This window comes from Anaerosoma tenue (genome assembly GCF_023161965.1).
Taxonomy (GTDB): domain Bacteria; phylum Actinomycetota; class Coriobacteriia; order Anaerosomatales; family Anaerosomataceae; genus Anaerosoma; species Anaerosoma tenue.
On the sequence record NZ_JALNTY010000004.1, the window covers coordinates 123788 to 142656 of the forward strand.

Here is an 18869-nt window from a genome sequence, read left to right on the forward strand (position 1 = left end):
ATATGAACCGGAAGCACACGACCCCCCGCGGCGGAGACCCCTCCGGTCTCGGTCCTCGGGAAGACCACCCGGCGGAGGTTCCATTCGGGGCCTCCTCCGCGGGGAGGCGCTTCACAGGCCGCAAGCCTGCGGAGACGGCCTCGGAGATCCCCCCGGCCGCGTCCGCGCATACCGATCCTGTGCTCGAGCAGGACCTGGGAGCGGAGTTCGAGTTCCGGGGCGACCAGCTCGAGGCCGAGCTGGAGGCGGCACGCGAGGAGGCGGGCCGTCACTTTGAGACCGCGCAACGGCTTCAGGCGGAGTTCGACAACTACCGCAAGCGTATGGCCCGCGAACAGGAAGACGCGGTCAAGCGGGCAGGGCAGCGCATCATCACCGAGGTGCTCCCGGCTCTCGACAACCTTGAGCGTGCGGTGGCCCATGCCGAGGAGGCCGGTGGATCGAGCGACCTGACCGACGGTGTGCGGATGGTGCTCCAGCAGGTGCTCGACGTCTTCGCCAAGGAGGGCGTGGAGCGCATCGCGCCGGAGGGTGAGCCGTTCGACCCCAACGAGCACCAGGCGGTGGGGCAGGCCGAACGCGACGACGTGCCGGAGGGCACGTGCGTCGACATGTACCAGTGCGGGTACCGGATGCACGGGCGCGTGTTGCGTCCGGCGGCGGTCGTGGTGAGCACCGGAGGCCCGAGGCCCTAAAGGAGCCCAGCGATGGCCGAGAAAGACTACTACGACATACTCGGCGTCCCTAAGACGGCGACAGCCGACGAGATAAAGAAGGCGTTCCGCAAGCAGGCGCGCAAGCATCACCCTGACGCGGGCGGCTCCGAGGCCAAGTTCAAGGAGATCAACGAGGCGTACGAGATCCTCTCGGACGAGGAGAAGCGGAAGCAGTACGACACGTACGGCCGCTACTTCGGCGGCAACGTCCCGCCGGGTGGTCCCGGAGGTGCGGGAGCGGGTTGGCCCGGAGGCGGTGTCCCGGGCGGCGGCTTCCCCGGCGGCGCGTCGTATCAGACCGTGGATATGGGTGATCTGGGCGACCTCTTCGGCAACCTCTTCGGAGGAGGCGCAGGCGCATCGAGGCGAAAGAGCGCGCACAGGGGCGCGGACATGCAGTACGACCTCACGCTCTCCTTCGAGGAGGCGCTGAAGGGCACCTCCACCAAGGTCGACGTCAAGCGTACCGAGACATGCGCCACCTGCAAGGGCACCGGCGCGAAACCCGGCACCAGCGTGAGCACGTGTCCCACATGCTCGGGAGCCGGCCACGTCACGCAGGGCCAGGGTGTGTTCGGCTTCTCCCGCCCATGTCAGCGCTGTGGCGGCACAGGCACGGTGGTGGAGCAGCCGTGCACCACCTGTAGAGGTAAGGGGCAGGTGGTGAGGGCCAAGCCGCTGACGGTGAACATCCCGCCGGGCGTGACCGATGGCGGCAAGCTGAGGTTCGCGGGCAAGGGCGAGCCCGGGACCGGTGGCGCACCGGCGGGCGACCTGTACGTGATCACGCACATCCGCCCGCATGCGTTCTTCACCCGTGACGGGGCGGATGTGGTCCTCGACCTTCCGGTGACGATCACGGAGGCGGCGCTTGGCGCCCAGGTGATGGTGCCCACGCCCGATGGCGGCAAGGTGAAGGTGAAGATCCCGGCTGGCACCGCCGACGGCAAGGTGTTGCGGGTGCCGGGCAAGGGCGCACCCAAGCTGAAGGGCCGCGGCACAGGTGACTTGAAGGTCCGCGTGCGGATCGACGTGCCCAAGAAGCTCACCTCGGAGCAGAAGGAACTGCTGAAGAAGTTCGAGTCGCTGCGTGCGGACGACGTCCGGGCGCACATCGCGTAGGGAAGGTGATCCGGTCGTGGTGAGACGGCAGCACGGAAGCGGCGGCAAAGACCGGCCGGTCTACATGATCAGCGTGGCGGCCGAGCTTGCCGGCGTGCACCCGCAAACGCTCCGGATCTACGAACGCAAGCGGCTCATCCAGCCGAGCAGGTCTCCTGGCGGCACGCGGATGTACTCGGAGTCGGATATCGAGCGGCTCCGTCTCATCCAGCGGCTCACGCAGGAGGAAGGCATCAACCTCGCGGGCGTGATGCGGATCATCGAACTCGAGGTCGAGAAAGAGAAGCTCGAGGCCCGACTCGCCGAGGCGCAGGCTGCCGCCACCCGCGCCGAACGCGATCTGGCGCAGGAGATCAACGAGTTCCGCAAGTCGCTCCGTGCGGACATCGTGCACGTGCCGCGTGGCGGCATCGTGAAGAGGGGTGCCCGATGAGCGGCGACCCCGGAGCGAAGGACCGCCGCAGCGCGGTGGTGAAGTGGCTCGAAGGGATCCGCTCCGGCGAGATCGTCGGAGGACCCGGTTGACAGGCCGTGGCCTGGGTGTGGTCACGCCTCTTCAAGAAGAGAACGGCACCGGCTTGAACGGTTTCCCGGTAGCCCGTGAGGCTATCGGTCCTGCGAGCCGGTCGTGGCAGGCCAGGCTAATGACCGCCCGAGGGCGGTGAGCGCGGACCGTGGGAGTTGAGTGCTATGCGTTTGGACAAGCTGACAGTGAAAGCGCAGGAGGCGCTGCAGGCGGCGCAGGGTATCGCCGATGACGCCTCCTCGCAGGTCATAGAACCCGAGCACCTTCTGAAGGCGCTGCTCGACGCCGCCGAGGGCATCGTGCGACCGATAGTGCAGAAGGTGGGCGCCGACCCCGACCTCATCGAGGCCGAGGTCACCTCGGCGATCGACGCGATGCCCAAGGTGAGCGGAAGCGGCGTACAGGGGCCGGCCGGTATCGGTCCGCGCCTGAACACCGTGTTCTCGGATGCGTTCAAGCAGGCCGAGCGGCTGAAGGACGCGTACGTCTCCACGGAGCATCTGCTCATCGGGATAGCGGACGACAAGGGTGAGGCGGGAAGGATCCTCGCCGGCGCCGGCGTCACCGCCGCCCGGCTGCTCGAGGCGCTCGAAGAGCTCCGTGCCGGCGCACGCGTGACCGACCAGAACCCCGAAGCGCAGTTCCAGGCGCTCGAGCGGTTCAGCCGGAACCTCACGCAGGCCGCGCGCGACGGGAAACTCGATCCCGTGATCGGGCGCACCGAGGAGATCCGCCGTGTGATCCAGGTGCTCTCGCGCCGCACCAAGAACAACCCCGTGCTCATCGGTGAGCCGGGCACCGGCAAGACCGCCATCGTGGAGGGGCTCGCGCAGCGCATCGTAGGCGGCGACGTACCCTCCACGCTCCGCGACAAGGACGTGGTAGCGCTCGATCTCGGCGCCATGGTGGCCGGCGCGAAGTACCGCGGCGAGTTCGAGGACCGTCTAAAAGCCGTGCTCCGCGAGATAGAGCAGGCCGAGGGACGGCTCATCCTCTTCATCGACGAGCTTCACACCCTTGTTGGTGCGGGAGCGGCCGAGGGCTCGATGGATGCGAGCAACATGCTCAAGCCGGCGCTCGCCCGCGGCGAGCTCCACGCCATCGGCGCCACCACGCTCGACGAATACCGCCAGCACATCGAGAAGGACGCGGCGCTCGAGCGGCGCTTCCAGCCCGTGTTCGTGGGCGAGCCCAGCGTCGAGGACGCCATCGCCATCCTGCGCGGTCTCAAGGAGCGCTACGAGGTACACCACGGCGTACGCATCGCCGACGGCGCGATCGTGGCCGCGGCCACGCTCTCGGACCGCTACATAGCCGACCGTTTCCTGCCCGACAAGGCGATCGACCTGATCGACGAGGCGGCTTCGCGATTGCGCATAGAGATCGATTCGATGCCCGAGGAGATCGACCGGCTCGACCGGCAGCTCAGGCAGCTGCAGATCGAGGAGCAGGCGCTCCAGAAGGAGACCGACGAGGCCTCGGCCGAGCGCCTTGACGCGCTCCGCGCGGAGATGGCGGACCTCTCGGAGCAGCTCTCAGGGTTGAAGGCCCGCTGGGAGAGCGAGAAGACCGTGATCACCGACGTGCAGCGCCTCAAGGCCGAGCTCGACGAGGCGCGACTCGACGGTGAGCGGGCCGAGCGCGAGGGCGACCTCGAGCGTGCTGCCGAGATCCGCTACGGGCGCATCCCGCAGCTCGAGCAGCAGTTGCAGGAAGCCGACCAGCGGCTGAAGGACCTGCAGTCGGGCGAGGCGATGCTCCGCGAGGAGGTCACCGAGGCCGAGATCGCCGAGGTGGTGGGCTCGTGGACCGGGATCCCCGTGGCGCGGCTCATGCAGGGTGAGATGGCCAAGCTGGCAACGCTCGAAGAGCACCTGCACGAGCGGGTCGTGGGCCAGGACGAGGCCGTCTCGGCAGTGGCGGGCGCCATACGGAGGTCGCGCGCGGGCCTGTCGGACCCGGACCGCCCGATCGGCAGCTTCCTGTTCCTTGGCCCCACCGGTGTGGGCAAGACGGAGCTCGCTCGCACCCTTGCGGCGTTCCTCTTCGACGACGAGCGGGCGATGGTGCGCATCGACATGTCGGAGTACATGGAGAAGTTCAGCGTCCAGCGGCTCATCGGCGCGCCTCCGGGCTACGTGGGTTACGAGGAGGGCGGTCAGCTCACCGAGGCGGTGAGGCGGCGGCCGTACAGCGTGATCCTGCTCGATGAGATCGAGAAGGCGCATCCGGACGTGTTCAACGTGCTCCTGCAGGTGCTCGACGACGGACGTCTCACCGATGGCCAGGGCCGGATCGTGAGCTTCAGGAACACGATCGTGGTCATGACGAGCAACGTGGGCAGCCAGTACATCCAGGAGTTCGCCAAGAGCGGTGACGAGGAGTCGATGCGGGCGATGCTCGACGAGGCCCTGCGCGCGACGTTCCGTCCCGAGTTCCTGAATCGGGTGGACGACGTCGTGGTCTTCCACTCGCTCACCATGGAGCAGTTGGCCGAGATAGTGGACCTGCAGCTGGTGCGGGTGCGCGAACGTCTCGCCGACAGGAAGCTCGCGCTCGAGGTCACGCCGGCGGCTGCCGAGCGCCTCGCGCTCGACGGTTTCGACCCCGTGTTCGGCGCGCGTCCGCTCAAGCGGCTCATCCAGCGCGAGGTGGTGGACCGGGTGGCCAGGATGATCATCGAGGGCGCCGTGAGCGACGGTGACACGGTCACGGTCGACGTGATCGGTGACGAGCTCGGTGTCAGAGGCGTGACGCACGCGGGTTAACGGAACGGGACGAAGGTATCAGACGGCGCCGCCGCAGGTACGCCATGCGCGGCGGCGTTCGAGAGACAGTGGAGGTGATCATCATGGCGATCGTACGGTGGGATCCGTTCGGAGAGGTGCTGCGCATGCAGCGCGACATGGACCGCATCTTCTCGCGTCTCGGCTCGGCCGAGGTGGGAGGGGAGTCGGTCGCATGGATGCCGAAGGTCGATGTCAAGCGCAAGGACGACGACATCGTCGTGCGTGCGGAGCTTCCGGGCATCGACCCGGCCGACGTGGACGTCGAGGTCACGGACGGCGTGCTCACGATCCGCGGGGAGCGCAAGCAGGAAGAGAAGCAGGAGGGCGAGGACTGGCTCGTGTGCGAGAGCTGCTACGGCAGCTTCGAGCGTTCGCTCACCATTCCCGATGGCGTCGACCCGGCATCCATCACCGCCGACTACAAGGACGGCATTCTGATGGTGCACGTTCCCAAGGCGCTTGAGGCCGCGCGTCCGAAGACGACCAAGATCGAGATCGGGTCGTCGGCAGGCGCGCCTGAGCTCGAGGGTGCGCAGGAGTAGCGCCGCTACGGTGGCACCGCAGCCGTGCCGGCATGCCAGCCTGAGAACGGGGCCCCGCACAGGGGCCCCGTTCCGTGCTCAGGGTCCGCTCATCGCCGCCGAGCGGTCAGTCGTGCCGTTCGTCACGGAATGCCGCTCGTCAACATCGGTCTTGCGCCGGTGGGCCGTGATGCCGATAGGCATGACAGGTGGTGTCATCGCCGGGAGGTGGCTGCGACGGACCTGAGCGCTGCTGATATGGGAGTCCTTACGCCGGGACTGTGGGATCCCCGGCGCATCTCGATGCTGCTCGAGGGCGCTCCGTTTCCTGCTGCGTTGTGGTCCGGCAGCGAGCTCCGCTTCACCTGGATGAACACGACCTTCCTCGACCTCCTCGGCGAGGTCCGTCCCCGGTGGGACCTCCTCGGCATGCCCGTGAAGGGCTTCCTGTCGGATTCCCGCTCGGCCTCGCGCTTCATAGACGTGGCGTACACCGGGCATCCGATCACGGTGCCCGAGTATGAGTTCCGCTCGCCATGGGGTGAGAAGTCGTACTGGCAGCTCTCGTATCTGCCGGTCCCGGGGCGTGTGTCGGACCCGCACAACGTGCTCTTCTTCGGGGTGGACGTCACTGCGACCGTCCGCGACCGTCTCGAGAGCGAGGAAGTCGCGCGCGATCTGCGGCGCGCGACCGGCCTGATCGACGTCACCGTGCTCTCCTCGCTCGATGCGGAGGACATCCTGCAGCGCGTGCTGGTGGAGGCCACCGAGGCGCTCGGCGCCGACTGGGGGTGGCTGGCCGACCGGGAGGCGGACGCATGGGTGTTCCGCAACGTGCACGGGTGGCCGATCGAGGCCACGGGCCTGCGGTTCACCGAGGACGACCTCTCGCTGCCGGGATACGCGGCCCGTATCGGGCGGGCGCTCGCGGTCTCGCAATCGGACGCGAAGCGCCGCGAGGAGTTCGAGCTGATGCTCAAGCACGATATCGGCGGGTTCGCGCTCGTCCCGGTGAAGAGCAGGGGCGACATCACCGCGGTCATGGGCTTCTGCTGGGATGCGGACCTGGCGTTCGGCGATGCCCATCAGGAGTTGTTGCACAAGCTCGAGCTCTCGCTGTCCCTGGCGTTGGAGAACGCGCGTCAGTATGCCGCCGAGCGTTCGCTCACGCGGTCGCTGCGAAGCGCCTTCTTCACTGCGCCGGCGGCGGTGGAAGGCTTCGAGATGGGGCACCTGTATCACGCGGTCTCGGGCTCCGGGCACGTGGGTGGCGACTTCTACGACGTGGTGCCGCTGCCGGGCTCGCAGATCGGCGTGCTGATCGGCGACACCGCGGGCCACAGCATCGAGAGCGCCGGTCTGACGGCGCTCGTGAAGAACGCCATGCGCTCCGAGGCGCTCCACCTTCCGTCGCCCCGTTCGGTGATCTCTCGCGCCAACGAGCTCGTGCTCCGGGGCGCCGAGCCCCATGAGTTCGTGTCGGCGTTCTTCGGCACGATCGACGCGGTCAGCGGCCGTATGGCGTACAGCCTCGCGGGCCATCCACCCGCGGTCGTCGCACGCACGGGAGAAGCGCCGGCGCTGCTGGCACAGGACGGGACGGCGCTGGGCACTGCGGGCAGGACCGAGTACGGCGACCACGAGACCACGCTCGACATGGGGGATCTCCTGGTGCTGTACACAGACGGGTTGCTCGAGGCACGCTCCCCGTCGGGCGAGCCCTTCGGTACTGAGCGGCTGCTCCAGGCGGTCCACGAGCATGCCGACGAGAGCGCCGAGCACATCCCGGAGTCGCTGTTCCTCAAGGCCTTCAGCTTCGCCGATGGCCACCTCGCCGACGACATCGCGATCGTCGCGCTTCGTCGAACCTCGGCTCCCGGCGGTATCGAGCAGCCACGGCTCGACCTGGGTGCTGCCGTCGCCTGAGCGCGTCATCGGCTTCGCGCCTGCCGGGTGTGCATCATACGTAGGGCGGAAGCCCCTTCGATGCTACGATATCGGTGCACCGCCGCCGTGCGGTCGCGTGCTCGTCGAAGCGAGGCGGATGTGAAGGGGGCCGACATGCGGTGTCCGAATTGCCAGACCGAGGTCCGTGACGGCGCTGCGTTCTGCGGGTCGTGCGGCGCCGCGATACCGCAGGGGGCGCCCGCCGGGACGGAACAGCCTACAGCGCCGATGACGCCTCCAGCCGCCGCGGCGCCCGCCGGGGCCGCAGTGGACCAGGCGCAGGCGGAGTACGAGCGGCAGATGGCCGAATATCGGGCCAAGCAGGCGGAGTACGAGCGGCAGAAGGCCGCTTACGACCAGCAGCAGGCGCCCTACCAGCAGCCCACGCAGGTCATGCCGCCGGCACAGGGACAGCCGGGCTATGCGCAGCCCGGGTACGTCCAGCCGCCGCCACCGCCGAAGAAGAAGACCGGACTCGTCATCGGCATCGTCGCAGCGGTCGTGGTGGTGCTCATCGGGCTTGTGGTCGGCGGCATCCTCATCGCGCGCAACCTCGCCGATGACGCCATACAGGACCTGGAGGCGTCGATCGAGCAACCCGTCGTCGAGGAGGCCACAGGGGAAGAAACCGAAGCGGACGCGGGTGGTGCGGCAGCGCCGTCCGGCTATGCCACCGCCGATGAAGCCGTGGCCGCCGCACTGGCCGAGGACGACGCGGGCGACTGGGTCTACCAGATCTACGATGAGGACGGCGACACGATCACCTACTGGGCAGGGCCGCCCAACAGCGAGTGGGTCTCGGAGATAACCGTTCAGCGTGGCCCCGACGGTTCGTGGACCGTGACCGGCGCGGCTCCTCTGGAGTTCGGCGGCGATGTGCCGATGTCTGCTGGCGATGAGGCCGCGTTCATCGTGCTCGAGTTCCTCACGGCCGTACAGCAGGATCGCGCCGAGGACGCCCACGGCTTCACCGTGGAGCCGTTCAGCCTCGATCCGGCGAGCGCCTCCTACTCCAACGGGGAGCTCACGGCGTTCGAGGTGCTTGCGGTGGAGGAGCAGTCGGATGGCACCGTGTGGGTGACCACCAGCGAGACGTGGTACGGCAACACCGAGAGCTGGAGCTACTACGTGGTCCCCACGGAGATCGGCTACCGCATCTCGAGTCTCGAGCCGGCCTGAGACGCTGTGCCCGGCAGTGTCACTGACCGCGCTCGAGCACTGAGCGCGCGTAGTCCAGGCCGGCGGCGGGCGCCGGGTGGAGCGACTTGCTCGTGTGCCAGTGCTGGACGTCGCGGTAGTACCGGTGCATGCCGGTGATGCCAAGGGCGAGATAGGCGCGCTCCAGCTCGGGGAGCGTGTCGATGAGGTGCTGCAGGTGGAGCAGCACCGCATGCTGCGCGTCCTCGTCCTCGGGATCCGCCGGCTTCTCGTTGGCGCAGCGGTACTCTCCCGGCTTGAGGACTGAGAGCGTTCCGGTCCATACCGCGCGTGGCTCGGTGGAAGCCTCGGCGACGATGTCCATGCCCCGGGTCAGATGTACCTTCTCGCCGTCGGAGCCCGCGATGTCACGGACGGCCTCATCCATCCACTCCACCAGCTGGTCCGCCGTGTCGCGGAAGCTGAGGAAGAAGAGTATCCGGGCGTAGTGCATGAGGAAGAGCAGGATGGCGTTGTAGCTCTGCTCCTGCCTGTCCGAGCCGTCCGACCACGCTTCCACCTGCGCCGTGTCGCCGTCGAGGAACGCCACGCGCACCGTTGCGATCGGCGTCTTCCTGGACAAGAGTCCCATGTCGAGCCCCCTTCTCTCTGCGTGGTACAGACTAGCATGTGCGGATGGAACGGTGCGGACCCTTGCCCGGCCACCAGCATGTGGCACAATGCAGGAGTCCATATCTGACGGCCCGCTGACAGGGCCGGGGAGGCGACATCGGGTGGAGATGCGTTCTCGTGGGGTCTTCCGGCAGTGGCCAGCGGGGCTGCTGGCCGAGATAGCCGCCTACACACTGGTGGTGGTCGCGTCGTCGCTCGTCGCCCTCCTCTTCGCCAGGCTGGTCTGATCCCGCCATGTGGGTCGCCCTCGAACGGCGCAACATGCGCGCCATCCTCCATTACACCGGCATGCTGGTGCTCGCCCTTGCGGCGATGATGGTCATCCCGTTCTTGGTGGCGGTCTTCTCGGCCGAGTGGGACCCTGCGCTCGACTACCTCTGTGGCGCCGGCGTGACGGCGGCTGTGGGCGCCCTGCTCGCGCAGGCGGCTCCGCGCGGCGCACCGATCAACAGGCGCGATGCGCTCCTGATCACCGCGCTGGCGTGGCTCGCGGCGTCCCTTGCCGGGGCGGTGCCGCTGGCGCTTTCCGGCCACTGGGGCAGCTATCTCGACGCCTGCTTCGAGGCGATGTCGGGGATCACCACGAGCGGCTTGGTGCTGGTGCAGGACCTCGACCATCTTGCCAACGCCCACAACGTGTGGCGCCATCTGATGCAGCTCATGGGAGGTCAGGGGATCGTGGTGGCCGCGCTTACCGTCGCCCTCGGCGTGCGCGGTGGCGGCGCAATGTCGCTGTACATGGCCGAGGGCCGGGACGAGCGCATCATGCCCAACGTGCTTCACACCGCGCGGTTCATCTGGCTCGTCACCGCGGTGTACGTGGCGCTCGGCATCGTCTCGCTCACGATCGTGAACCTCGTCTCGGGCATGGAGCCCGCCCGCAGCGTGCTCCACGCGTTCTGCAACACGGCGGCGTGCTGGGACACCGGCGGTTTCGGGCCGCAGTCGCAGAACTCGCTCTACTACCACAGCGCCGTGTACGAGGCGATCACAGTGATCCTCATGATCGCGGGCACGTTCAACTTCAACCTGCATGCGCACATCTGGCGTGGCGAGCGGATGGAGATGTTCAAGAACATCGAGGCCCGCACGATGGCGATCAACACGCTGGTGTTCAGCATGCTCGTCGGCCTGGGGCTTGCGAGCACCTCTCTCTACTCGGAGTCCGGAGAGATCGTGCGCAAGGGCATCTATCATCTCCTCTCGGCGAGCAGCGGCACCGGGCAGCAGAGCCTGTATGCCGCCCAGTGGACGAACGGCTTCGGCGATCTTGCGTTCGTGGCGATCCTGCTGGCGATGGCCTTCGGCGGCATGGCCTCATCCACGGCGGGCGGCATCAAGGCGTTCCGCATCGGCGTCACGGTCAAGGGGCTCATCTGGCGCGTGCGGCAGTCGTTGGCGCCGCAGAGCGCGATGATCAGCGGCTCCTACCACCACTTCTCCAAGGCGCCCATTAACGCCGAGATCCTCTCGAGCGCGTTCCTCATCACGTTGCTGTACACGTTCACATACATCACCGGGGGCATCATCGGGATGATGTACGGCTATGCGCCAGCCGAGGCGTTGTTCGAATCCATCTCGGCCACGGCGAACGTGGGGCTCTCCACGGGCGTGACGAGCCCTGCGATGCCCGTTGGGCTGAAGCTCGTGTATATCGTGCAGATGTGGGCCGGCCGGCTCGAGTTCCTGGCGCTCTTCACACTGGTGGCGAGCGCCATCGCGGCGATCCGGGACAGGAGGCGCAGCGCATGAGGCGTATGTGCGTCATGGCGATGCTGCTCCTTGTGACGTGCGCCTTTCCCGGCCTTGCGCACGCCTCCGAACCAGCAACGGTCTCCATCTCCGATCTCGTGTCCATGGAAAGCGGCCTGGACGGAGAGCGGGTGCGGTTCTCCGGCGAGGTGGTGAGCGAGCAGTTGCGCGGAGGGGACGGCCACGTCTGGCTGAACGTGCTCTCCGAGGGGATCGCCGTTGGCGTATGGCTTCCCAAGGCCGAGGCTGACAAGGTGACCGCCTTCGGCGATTGGGAGCAGGACGGCGACATGGTGGAGATCGTCGGCGTGCTCAACGAGGCGTGTGACCAGCATGGCGGCGACCTGGACATCCACGGGGAGAGCGTCACGGTCCTCACCGCCGGAACCCCCCGGGAGCACCCGGTGGCGTGGTGGAAGATCGTTCCCGGGCTCGCCGGGCTGGTGATCGCATATGTGGTGATGTGGCGCATGCGGCGCCGGGAGGAGCGGCCTTCATGACACAGGTGGTCCGCGGTTTCGCCAGCGACAACGCGTCCGGCGCCCATCCGTTGGTGATGGCGGCGATGTCCGAGGCCAACGCCGGGCATGTCCATGCGTATGGCGCGGACCCGTGGACCGAGCGGGCGCACGAACTCATGCGGCGGGAGTTCGGGTCGCAGGTGGAGACGTTCTTCGTGTTCAACGGCACCGGCGCCAACAGCACGGCGTTGCAGGCGCTGATCAGGTCATACGAAGCGGTCATCTGCCCCGCATCCGCGCATATCAACACCGACGAATGCGGCGCCCCCGAGCGGTTCACGGGAGGCAAGCTCCTTGCCGTGGACACGCCCGACGGCAAGCTCACCCCCGCGCTCATCGAGGGTTCGATCACCGGCGTCGGCTTCGAGCACACCAGCCAGCCCGCGGTGGTATCGATCACGCAGTCCACCGAGTACGGCACGGTGTATCGCCCCGACGAGCTCCGGGCGATCGCCGAGACCGCACGTTCCCACGGTCTGCGGCTGCACGTTGACGGCGCGCGGCTGTCAAACGCTGCGGCGGCGCTCGGCTGCTCGCTGGGAGAGGCGTGTGCGGGGGCCGACGTCCTGTCGTTCGGCGCCACCAAGAACGGGGCGGTGTTGGCCGAGTCGGTCGTGTTCTTCGACCCCGCGCTCGCGGACGGTTTCAAGTACGTGCGCAAGCAAAGCGCGCAACTGGCCTCCAAGATGCGCTACGTCTCGGCGCAGTACGTGGCCTTGCTCGAAGACGGACTCTGGCGGCGCAACGCCGAGAACGCCAACGCGATGGCGGCGCTGCTCGCCGACCGCGTACGCACCGTCCCCGGCGTGCGCATCACGCAGGCGGTTGACGCCAACGAGGTGTTCGCCATCTTGCCCCGGGAGGTCATAGGCCCGTTGGCCGAGAAGCACGACTTCTACGTTTGGGACGAGCGCGCCGACGAAGTCCGCTGGGTCACGAGCTGGGACACCACGACAGAGGACGTCGAGCGGTTCGCCGCGGCAGTGGCCGAGGCGTGCGCCGGCGTGGGGGCGTAGCTGTCTCGATCGTGCCGCGAGGCCGTCAGTGGGAAGAGGTCTCCCGTATCGTGGCCACCACATCGTCGGCGTGACCCTCGAGCTTGACCTTGTGCCATGCGCGAGCTATCACGCCCTCGGGGTCGATCAGGAACGTGCGGCGTTTGGCTGCGACACCCAGCACCTCGCGGGCGCCGTATGCGTCGATGATGGTCTTGTCCTTGTCGGAGATCATCGGGAACGTCAGGTCGAACTTGTCGATGAACTTCTGCTGGATCTCGGGTTTGTCGGCTGAGACGCCCACGACCAGGGCGTTCAAGGACTCCAGCTCATCGCGATGCTCCTGGAAGTCCTTGGCTTCATGCGTTCAACCCGGGGTGTTCGCGCGCGGGTAGAAATACACCACCACCCACTCGCCCCGGTGATCCGAGAGCCTGAACCGGTCACCACCGGTGGCCATCGCGTCGATCTCCGGCGCGGGCATGCCTGCTTCGAGCACGACCTGGTCGGCCACAACGCCTCCTCACATCGGGGATCCTCATCATGGTTCGTACCACACGGTGTCCGCGCCGAGTCAACCGGTGCGGCCCGATGCGGTCATTGGGTGTAGCATTGCCGCATGCGATTCCTGGTTGACGGCTACAATGTGACGCGGAGCGACCCCGCCACGAAGGATCTCGCGCTCGAGGAGCAGCGCGAGGCTCTCGTAGCGCGTCTGGCCGCCCGTCGGCGTGAACTGCTGGGTGACGGCGAGGTGGCCGTTGTCTTCGACGGCGTCGCCGGAGGCGGCAGCGGCGCCGGGCGTGGAGCGGTGGAGGTGCGGTACGCGCGCAGTCCGGAGAGCGCCGACGACCTCATCGCGCGACTCGCCGCGGGTGGCGGCGTCACGGTGGTGACCTCCGACGGAGGGCTCGCGCGTCGGGTGGAGGGCACGGGAGCGGTCGTCGTTCCCTCGGCCACGTGTTTCGAGGGCGTGCGCGGGCGGAGACGCCGCGGCGGCCGGTATCCGGCGTCCACCGTCGGGCTGCCGGCAGGAGCGAACGAGATAACGCGCGAACTGAAGGACCTCTGGCTGAAGGACGGGGAGTGAGCGATGCCGGGTATCGGGGTTGCGGTCAACATCATCGCGGTGCTCGTGGGTACCGCGATCGGGCTCGTGTTCGGCCGCCTCATCTCCGAGCGGTTCCGTGCGATCGCCTACTCGGGGATCGGACTCGCCGTCATCGTCATCGGTGTCGCGATGGCGCTGGGCGGGCTTGGTGATCTGGGGGCGACGGCCATCGGAGACTACTCGGCACTTGTGCTCGTGGGCGCGCTCGTGGTTGGTTCGATCACCGGCGAGGCGATGCGCATCGAGCACTACCTCGAGCGTTTCGGTCTGTGGCTTCAGGAGAAGGCGTACCGCGCGCCGATGCTCGCGCCGGGCAAGGTCGACCAGCCGGGGGAGAAGGGGCACACGCTGGTGGAGGGTTTCGTTGCGGCGAGCCTGCTCTTCTGCGTGGGCGCGATGACGGTGCTTGGCTCGCTTCAGGACGGGCTCGGCGACCCGTCGCTCCTCTACCTCAAGGCGCTGCTGGACGGGATCGCCTCGATGGCGCTCGCAACCACGCTTGGCGCGGGGGTCGGGCTCTCGGTCATCCCCATCCTCCTCATCCAGGGCGGTATCGTCCTGGCTGCCACGGGTGTGGAGCCGTACATCACGCCCGCGGTGGTGGCTTCGATCGAGGCGGTGGGAGGCGCGCTGATCCTCGCCATCGGCCTGGACCTCGCGCAGATCAAGCGGCTTCCTGTGGGGAACATGCTGCCGTCGGTCTTCCTCGCGGCGTTCCTTGCGCTGATCCTCGTGTGATCCCGCGCGTCGGCCGCCCGAGAGCGCCCGGATGGACGGCCCGGCTCAGGCCTGCTCGCGCCACCCGTTCACGGTGAAGGCGCTCGGGCACAGGTCGGCAAGCGCGCACTGACCGCAGATCGGCCGCTTGGCGTCGCAGATCGCGCGCCCGTGTTCGATGAGCCGGTATGTGAGCGCTCCCCACTCTTCGCGGGGGAAGAGCGCCATGAGGTCGCGCTCCACCTTGTTCGCGTCCTTCTCCGATGAGTAACCGAGTCGGTGCGCCAGCCTGAACACGTGCGTGTCGACCGCGATCCCCTCGGCCTTGCCGAAGGCGTTGTACAGCACGATGTTGGCGGTCTTGCGCGCCACGCCCGGGAGGGTGAGGAGGTCTTCCATGGTGTCGGGCACGCGCCCGTCGTACTCGGCCACGATACGCTGTGCGGCGCCGATGATGTTCTTCGTCTTGTTCCGGAAGAAGCCGGTGGGGTGCACGATCTCCTCCACCTCGGCGGGGTCAGCGCCCGCGAGCGCACGCGCGTCGGGGAACCGATCGAAGAGCACCGGCGTGACCTTGTTGACGCTCACATCGGTCGTCTGTGCCGAGAGGATCACCGCCACGAGCAGCTGGAAGTCGCTCTCGAACCGCAGGGCGATCTCCGCGCGGGGATAGAGCTCCTTGAGCAGGGCATCGATCTCGGCGGCGCGGGTCTTGGTCGTCATCGGTCCTCCACGTGCAGCGGGTGCTCGTGTACATGGTACCTGACCGGCGGTGCCGGGCGGCAGGGCGATGCCGCGATTGACCGGGCAACCGGTGCGCCGTACACTCGCACCCGCTGCCCGCCCCGGTACGCCGGATGCGGGTCATTCGTGTTGTCTGGAGTGTGGAGCATGCCGGTGACATCCTTCTACACGGTGCTCGCGCCGTCGCTCGGCTCGGAGCCGGTGCTCTCTCGTGCGCTCGAGCGGCTCGGCGAAGGTGAGGACGCCACGCTGGCCGCGCCCGGTCTGGCGCGTCCTGTGCTCACCGCGGCGGCAGCTGCGGCGCGGAGCGGGCCGATCCTGGTGGTGGTGCCCGGTGAAGACGCCGCGGCGCGGTTCGCGAGACAGATCGCCACCTACATCGGGCACGATCGCGTACTCCATTTCCCCGAGCGGTCCGACACCCCCTGGGACCGGACGGCCCCTGATCTGGAGGCGGTGGGCGCGCGGGCTCGGGCGCTCTTCTCGCTCGACAAGGGCCGGCGGGTCGTTGTGGTGGCGAGCGGCAGGTCGCTCCTGCGGGCGCTTCCGCCGCAGGGCTCGCACGTATACGAGCCGATAGGGCTGGCCGCAGGCACGACCGTGGACCTCGGCGCGACCGTGGACCGGCTCGTGCGTATGGGGTACGAGCGCGTCGACACGGCCGAAGAACGCGGGCAGTTCGCTGTCCGAGGGGGCACGCTCGACGTGTTCGGCTCGGATTCCTCACACCCCGTGCGCGCCGAGCTCTTCGGCGATGAGATCGAGACCCTGCGCCGCTACGTCCCATCCACGCAGCAGCACATCGGCGACTCCGGGCCCGTGGAGGTGTTCCCGTGCCGCGAGGTGGCTCCCGGCACCCGTGCCGGCGGGAACGCGCGACGCGCGTTCGGACAGGCCGCGCGCTCCAACGAGCAGCTTGCACACGACCTGGAGCTCATCGAGCAGGGACAGACCTTCAACGGCATCGAGCAGTATCTGCCGTGCCTTTACAAGTCGACCGGCTCAGTCCTCGACTACGTCTCGCCGGGTACGCTCGTGGTGGTGGCCGAGCCGCGCGCGATCTTCGATGACCTGGTGCGTGCGCGGGGCGACATGGAGGCCCGGGCCGACGCGGTGGGCCGTGTGCTCGACGGCCTGTTCCTCAAGCCGGCGGACATCGACCTGGGCGGTCATCAGCGTCTCACTTTCCTGTCGGTCCTCCGCGCGGGGGGCGCCGCGGACGGCGAAGTGGTAGTACGCCGTCCGCAGGTGGGACGGCGTGAGGAGTCGTTCGCCGCGGGCCTGCGCGCGCTGCTCGACACGGGCTACCGGGTGGTCGCCTGCGTGCGGGACAGGCAGGGCCGGGAGCGTCTGTCGGCCGCGCTCGTGGGCGCCGGGATGTCGGTGGCGGAACTCGGCGGGTCGCCGGACGAGTTGCCGCACGGCGTCGTATCTCTCGCCGTGGCGGACGTGCCGTCGGGATACGTGGTGCCCGCTGCACGCCTGGCGGTGATCTCGATCGACGATGTGTTCCCGCGGGCGGCCGAGCGTAAGCGACAGGCGGCCGACCCCACGAAGCTCACCTTCGCATTCGGTCCGGGAGACTACGTCGTGCACGAGGTGCACGGCATCGCGCTCTTCAAGGACATCGTGCGTCAGTCGGTGCTGGGCTCCCAGCGCGACTACCTGCTCCTCGAGTACGCCAAGGGCGACAAGCTCTACGTGCCGGTGGAGCAGCTCGACCGCGTGACCCGCTATGTTGGTCCCGAGGGCTCGGCGCCGCGGGTCACGCGGCTGAACACCGCCGACTGGTCCAAGGCCACGGGCAAGGCCCGGAAGCAGGCGCGGAAGCTGGCGTTCGACCTGGTGGACCTCTACACGAGGCGCGCGGCGGTGACCGGCTTCGAGTACGGGCCGGACACGCCCTGGCAGCGGGAGATGGAAGCGGCCTTCCCGTTCGAGGAGACGCCCGACCAGTTCGCCGCCATCGCCGATGTGAAGGCGGACATGGAGAGCGACCGGCCGATGGACCGTCTGGTCTGCGGCGACGTGGGCTATGGCAAGACGGAGGTCGCGATCCGCGCGGCGTTCAAGGCGGCGCAGGCGGGCAAGCAGGTGATGGTGCTGTGCCCCACGACGATCCTGGCGCAGCAGCACCACACCACGTTCTCCGAGCGGTTCGAGCCGTACCCGGTGCAGGTGGAGGTGCTGTCCCGTTTCCGCAGCAAGGCGCAGCAGGCCCAGGCGCTCGAAGGATTCGCCTCCGGTACGGTGGATATCCTCATCGGCACCCACCGGTTGCTCAGCAAGGATGTCGTACCCAGGGATCTCGGCCTGGTCATCGTGGACGAGGAGCAGCGCTTTGGTGTTGAGCACAAGGAGCACCTGAAGAACCTGCGCGAGCAGGTGGACGTGCTCACGCTCACTGCGACGCCCATCCCGCGCACGCTGCAGATGTCGCTCTCGGGTGTACGCGACTTCTCCGTGATCGACACGCCTCCGGCCGACCGGTTCCCGGTGAAGGTCCATGTGGGTGAGTACGACGAGGAGGTCGTGTCCTCGGCCATCCGCACCGAGCTCCAGCGCGGCGGCCAGGTGTACTACATCTCCAACCGCGTGCGCGGGATCGAGCGTGTGGTGGAGCGCGTGCAGGCGGCCGTCCCCGAGGCGCGCGTGGGCGTGGGGCACGGCCAGATGTCCGAGCACCAACTCGAGCGTGTGATGGAGAGCTTCGCCGCCGGCGAGATCGACGTGCTGGTCGCCACGACGATCGTGGAGTCGGGCATCGACAACCCGCACACGAACACGCTGATCATCGACGACAGCCATCGCCTCGGCCTGGCCCAGCTGTACCAGCTCAAGGGACGCGTGGGCCGTTCGCACGTGCGCGCGTACGCGTACTTCCTGTTCCCGCGCTCGCAGATGCTCACCGACCAGGCGTACGAGCGCCTCACCGCGATCCAGGAGCACAGCGAGCTGGGGAGCGGCATCAAGGTCGCGATGCGCGACCTTGAGATCCGCGGCGCAGGCAGCCTCCTGGGCGCCGAGCAGAGCGGCAGCGTGAGCGCGGTGGGCTTCGACCTGTACGCGCAGATGCTCCGCGAGGCTGTCTCGGAGATCCGCGGGGAGCCGTTGCCGGCGCATCCGGAGGTCCGCGTGGATCTGCCCGTGGCAGCGTTCCTGCCGGAGGAGTACGTGCCCGAGACCGACGAGCGTGTGCTGCTGTACCGGCGCATCGCCGCCGCCACCACGCCCGAGGCGGTCGAGTCGCTCGGCGCCGAGATCGAGGAGCGGTACGGGCCGCTCGCCGGGCCGGCGCGCGAGCTGCTCGCCATCGCCCGCATCAAGGCGACCGCGGCCGAGCTCGGCGTCACCAACGTGTCGCTCGCGCGACACCGTGTCACGATCACACCGGTCTCGCTCTCGGACCAGGAGCGAGGGGTACTCGCCGGGGACGGTGCGGTGTACGTCGCGCGCTCTCGTTCTGTTCATTTTGTGGAGATGCCGGGAGAACCGCCCGCAGCCGCGGCTCTGCGCGCGTTGGGTGCTATACTCTCCGCAGTCCACGGCCCTGACAGCGGCCATCACGAACCCTAGGG

General features: G+C 68.2%; 17 protein-coding genes. 14 read left to right on the forward strand and 3 right to left on the reverse strand.

The genetic code is table 11. The features are described from left to right. The first annotated feature begins 2 nt into the window (after positions 1-2). The 7 genes from grpE (at position 3) to MSB02_RS10230 (ending at position 8800) form a co-directional block, all read left to right on the forward strand. A complete protein-coding gene (gene grpE, locus MSB02_RS10200) occupies positions 3-695 on the forward strand; it encodes a nucleotide exchange factor GrpE (protein WP_267195138.1) in 693 nt (230 codons plus the stop codon). A gap of 12 nt (positions 696-707) precedes the next feature. After that, positions 708-1838, forward strand: a complete 1131-nt coding sequence (gene dnaJ, locus MSB02_RS10205) for a molecular chaperone DnaJ (protein WP_267195139.1) — start codon at positions 708-710, stop codon at positions 1836-1838. Positions 1839-1857: 19 nt separating this feature from the next. Further along, a complete protein-coding gene (locus MSB02_RS10210) occupies positions 1858-2271 on the forward strand; it encodes a heat shock protein transcriptional repressor HspR (RefSeq protein ID WP_267195140.1) in 414 nt (137 codons plus the stop codon). 257 nt (positions 2272-2528) lie between these two features. Then, positions 2529-5132 carry an ATP-dependent chaperone ClpB gene (gene clpB, locus MSB02_RS10215; RefSeq protein WP_267195141.1) on the forward strand — a complete coding sequence of 868 codons (2604 nt, stop codon included), beginning with the start codon at positions 2529-2531 and terminating at the stop codon, positions 5130-5132. A gap of 83 nt (positions 5133-5215) precedes the next feature. Further along, the gene (locus tag MSB02_RS10220) at positions 5216-5695 is read left to right on the forward strand and encodes an Hsp20/alpha crystallin family protein (protein ID WP_267195142.1); all 480 of its coding nucleotides are present in this window, start codon (positions 5216-5218) and stop codon (positions 5693-5695) included. Positions 5696-5902: 207 nt separating this feature from the next. Next, on the forward strand, positions 5903-7600 hold the full coding sequence (locus MSB02_RS10225; protein ID WP_267195143.1) for a SpoIIE family protein phosphatase: 1698 nt from the start codon (positions 5903-5905) through the stop codon (positions 7598-7600). Between the two features lie 135 nt (positions 7601-7735). Next, positions 7736-8800 (forward strand): zinc ribbon domain-containing protein, encoded by a 1065-nt coding sequence (locus tag MSB02_RS10230; RefSeq protein WP_267195144.1) that lies wholly within the window; start codon positions 7736-7738, stop codon positions 8798-8800. Between the two features lie 19 nt (positions 8801-8819). Here MSB02_RS10230 and MSB02_RS10235 read toward each other — a convergent pair whose 3' ends face one another. Next, positions 8820-9410, reverse strand: coding sequence for a hypothetical protein (locus MSB02_RS10235; protein ID WP_267195145.1), 591 nt, complete (start codon positions 9408-9410; stop codon positions 8820-8822). Between the two features lie 142 nt (positions 9411-9552). Between MSB02_RS10235 and MSB02_RS10240 the strand changes: the two genes are divergently transcribed. The 4 genes from MSB02_RS10240 to MSB02_RS10255 are packed head-to-tail and all read left to right on the forward strand — an operon-like array spanning position 9553 to position 12740. Then, positions 9553-9678, forward strand: a complete 126-nt coding sequence (locus MSB02_RS10240; protein ID WP_267195146.1) for a hypothetical protein — start codon at positions 9553-9555, stop codon at positions 9676-9678. Positions 9679-9712: 34 nt separating this feature from the next. Then, positions 9713-11203 (forward strand): TrkH family potassium uptake protein, encoded by a 1491-nt coding sequence (locus MSB02_RS10245; protein WP_267195147.1) that lies wholly within the window; start codon positions 9713-9715, stop codon positions 11201-11203. Continuing rightward, positions 11200-11703: a hypothetical protein gene (locus MSB02_RS10250; protein ID WP_267195148.1), complete on the forward strand. Its 504-nt coding sequence runs from the start codon at positions 11200-11202 to the stop codon at positions 11701-11703. The genes MSB02_RS10245 and MSB02_RS10250 overlap by 4 nt, the downstream gene beginning before the upstream one ends. Further along, the gene (locus tag MSB02_RS10255) at positions 11700-12740 is read left to right on the forward strand and encodes a threonine aldolase family protein (RefSeq protein WP_267195149.1); all 1041 of its coding nucleotides are present in this window, start codon (positions 11700-11702) and stop codon (positions 12738-12740) included. Before MSB02_RS10250 ends, MSB02_RS10255 begins: the two co-directional genes overlap by 4 nt. A gap of 25 nt (positions 12741-12765) precedes the next feature. On the opposite strand, the gene MSB02_RS10260 is transcribed toward MSB02_RS10255, so the two are convergent. Next, positions 12766-13203, reverse strand: a complete 438-nt coding sequence (locus MSB02_RS10260; RefSeq protein ID WP_267195199.1) for a peroxiredoxin — start codon at positions 13201-13203, stop codon at positions 12766-12768. A gap of 135 nt (positions 13204-13338) precedes the next feature. Here MSB02_RS10260 and MSB02_RS10265 point away from each other — a divergent pair, with 135 nt between their 5' ends. After that, the gene (locus MSB02_RS10265) at positions 13339-13809 is read left to right on the forward strand and encodes an NYN domain-containing protein (RefSeq protein WP_267195150.1); all 471 of its coding nucleotides are present in this window, start codon (positions 13339-13341) and stop codon (positions 13807-13809) included. A gap of 3 nt (positions 13810-13812) precedes the next feature. Next, positions 13813-14568, forward strand: a complete 756-nt coding sequence (locus MSB02_RS10270; RefSeq protein ID WP_267195151.1) for a DUF554 domain-containing protein — start codon at positions 13813-13815, stop codon at positions 14566-14568. A 45-nt stretch (positions 14569-14613) separates the two neighbouring features. Here MSB02_RS10270 and nth read toward each other — a convergent pair whose 3' ends face one another. After that, positions 14614-15270: an endonuclease III gene (nth, locus tag MSB02_RS10275; protein ID WP_267195152.1), complete on the reverse strand. Its 657-nt coding sequence runs from the start codon at positions 15268-15270 to the stop codon at positions 14614-14616. A 168-nt stretch (positions 15271-15438) separates the two neighbouring features. Here nth and mfd point away from each other — a divergent pair, with 168 nt between their 5' ends. Next, the gene (gene mfd / locus MSB02_RS10280) at positions 15439-18867 is read left to right on the forward strand and encodes a transcription-repair coupling factor (RefSeq protein WP_267195153.1); all 3429 of its coding nucleotides are present in this window, start codon (positions 15439-15441) and stop codon (positions 18865-18867) included. Positions 18868-18869: the final 2 nt, after the last annotated feature.

Excerpts from the sequence above, each read along its gene's own strand:
- MSB02_RS10255 (WP_267195149.1), top strand. The coding sequence starts at position 11,700 with ATGACACAGGTGGTCCGCGGTTTCGCCAGCGACAACGCGTCCGGCGCC.
- MSB02_RS10245 (WP_267195147.1), top strand. The coding sequence starts at position 9,713 with ATGCGCGCCATCCTCCATTACACCGGCATGCTGGTGCTCGCCCTTGCG.
- dnaJ (WP_267195139.1), top strand. The coding sequence starts at position 708 with ATGGCCGAGAAAGACTACTACGACATACTCGGCGTCCCTAAGACGGCG.
- MSB02_RS10235 (WP_267195145.1), bottom strand. The coding sequence starts at position 9,410 with ATGGGACTCTTGTCCAGGAAGACGCCGATCGCAACGGTGCGCGTGGCG.
- mfd (WP_267195153.1), top strand. The coding sequence starts at position 15,439 with ATGCCGGTGACATCCTTCTACACGGTGCTCGCGCCGTCGCTCGGCTCG.
- MSB02_RS10265 (WP_267195150.1), top strand. The coding sequence starts at position 13,339 with ATGCGATTCCTGGTTGACGGCTACAATGTGACGCGGAGCGACCCCGCC.
- MSB02_RS10220 (WP_267195142.1), top strand. The coding sequence starts at position 5,216 with ATGGCGATCGTACGGTGGGATCCGTTCGGAGAGGTGCTGCGCATGCAG.
- MSB02_RS10230 (WP_267195144.1), top strand. The coding sequence starts at position 7,736 with ATGCGGTGTCCGAATTGCCAGACCGAGGTCCGTGACGGCGCTGCGTTC.
- MSB02_RS10270 (WP_267195151.1), top strand. The coding sequence starts at position 13,813 with ATGCCGGGTATCGGGGTTGCGGTCAACATCATCGCGGTGCTCGTGGGT.
- clpB (WP_267195141.1), top strand. The coding sequence starts at position 2,529 with ATGCGTTTGGACAAGCTGACAGTGAAAGCGCAGGAGGCGCTGCAGGCG.
- grpE (WP_267195138.1), top strand. The coding sequence starts at position 3 with ATGAACCGGAAGCACACGACCCCCCGCGGCGGAGACCCCTCCGGTCTC.
- MSB02_RS10250 (WP_267195148.1), top strand. The coding sequence starts at position 11,200 with ATGAGGCGTATGTGCGTCATGGCGATGCTGCTCCTTGTGACGTGCGCC.
- nth (WP_267195152.1), bottom strand. The coding sequence starts at position 15,270 with ATGACGACCAAGACCCGCGCCGCCGAGATCGATGCCCTGCTCAAGGAG.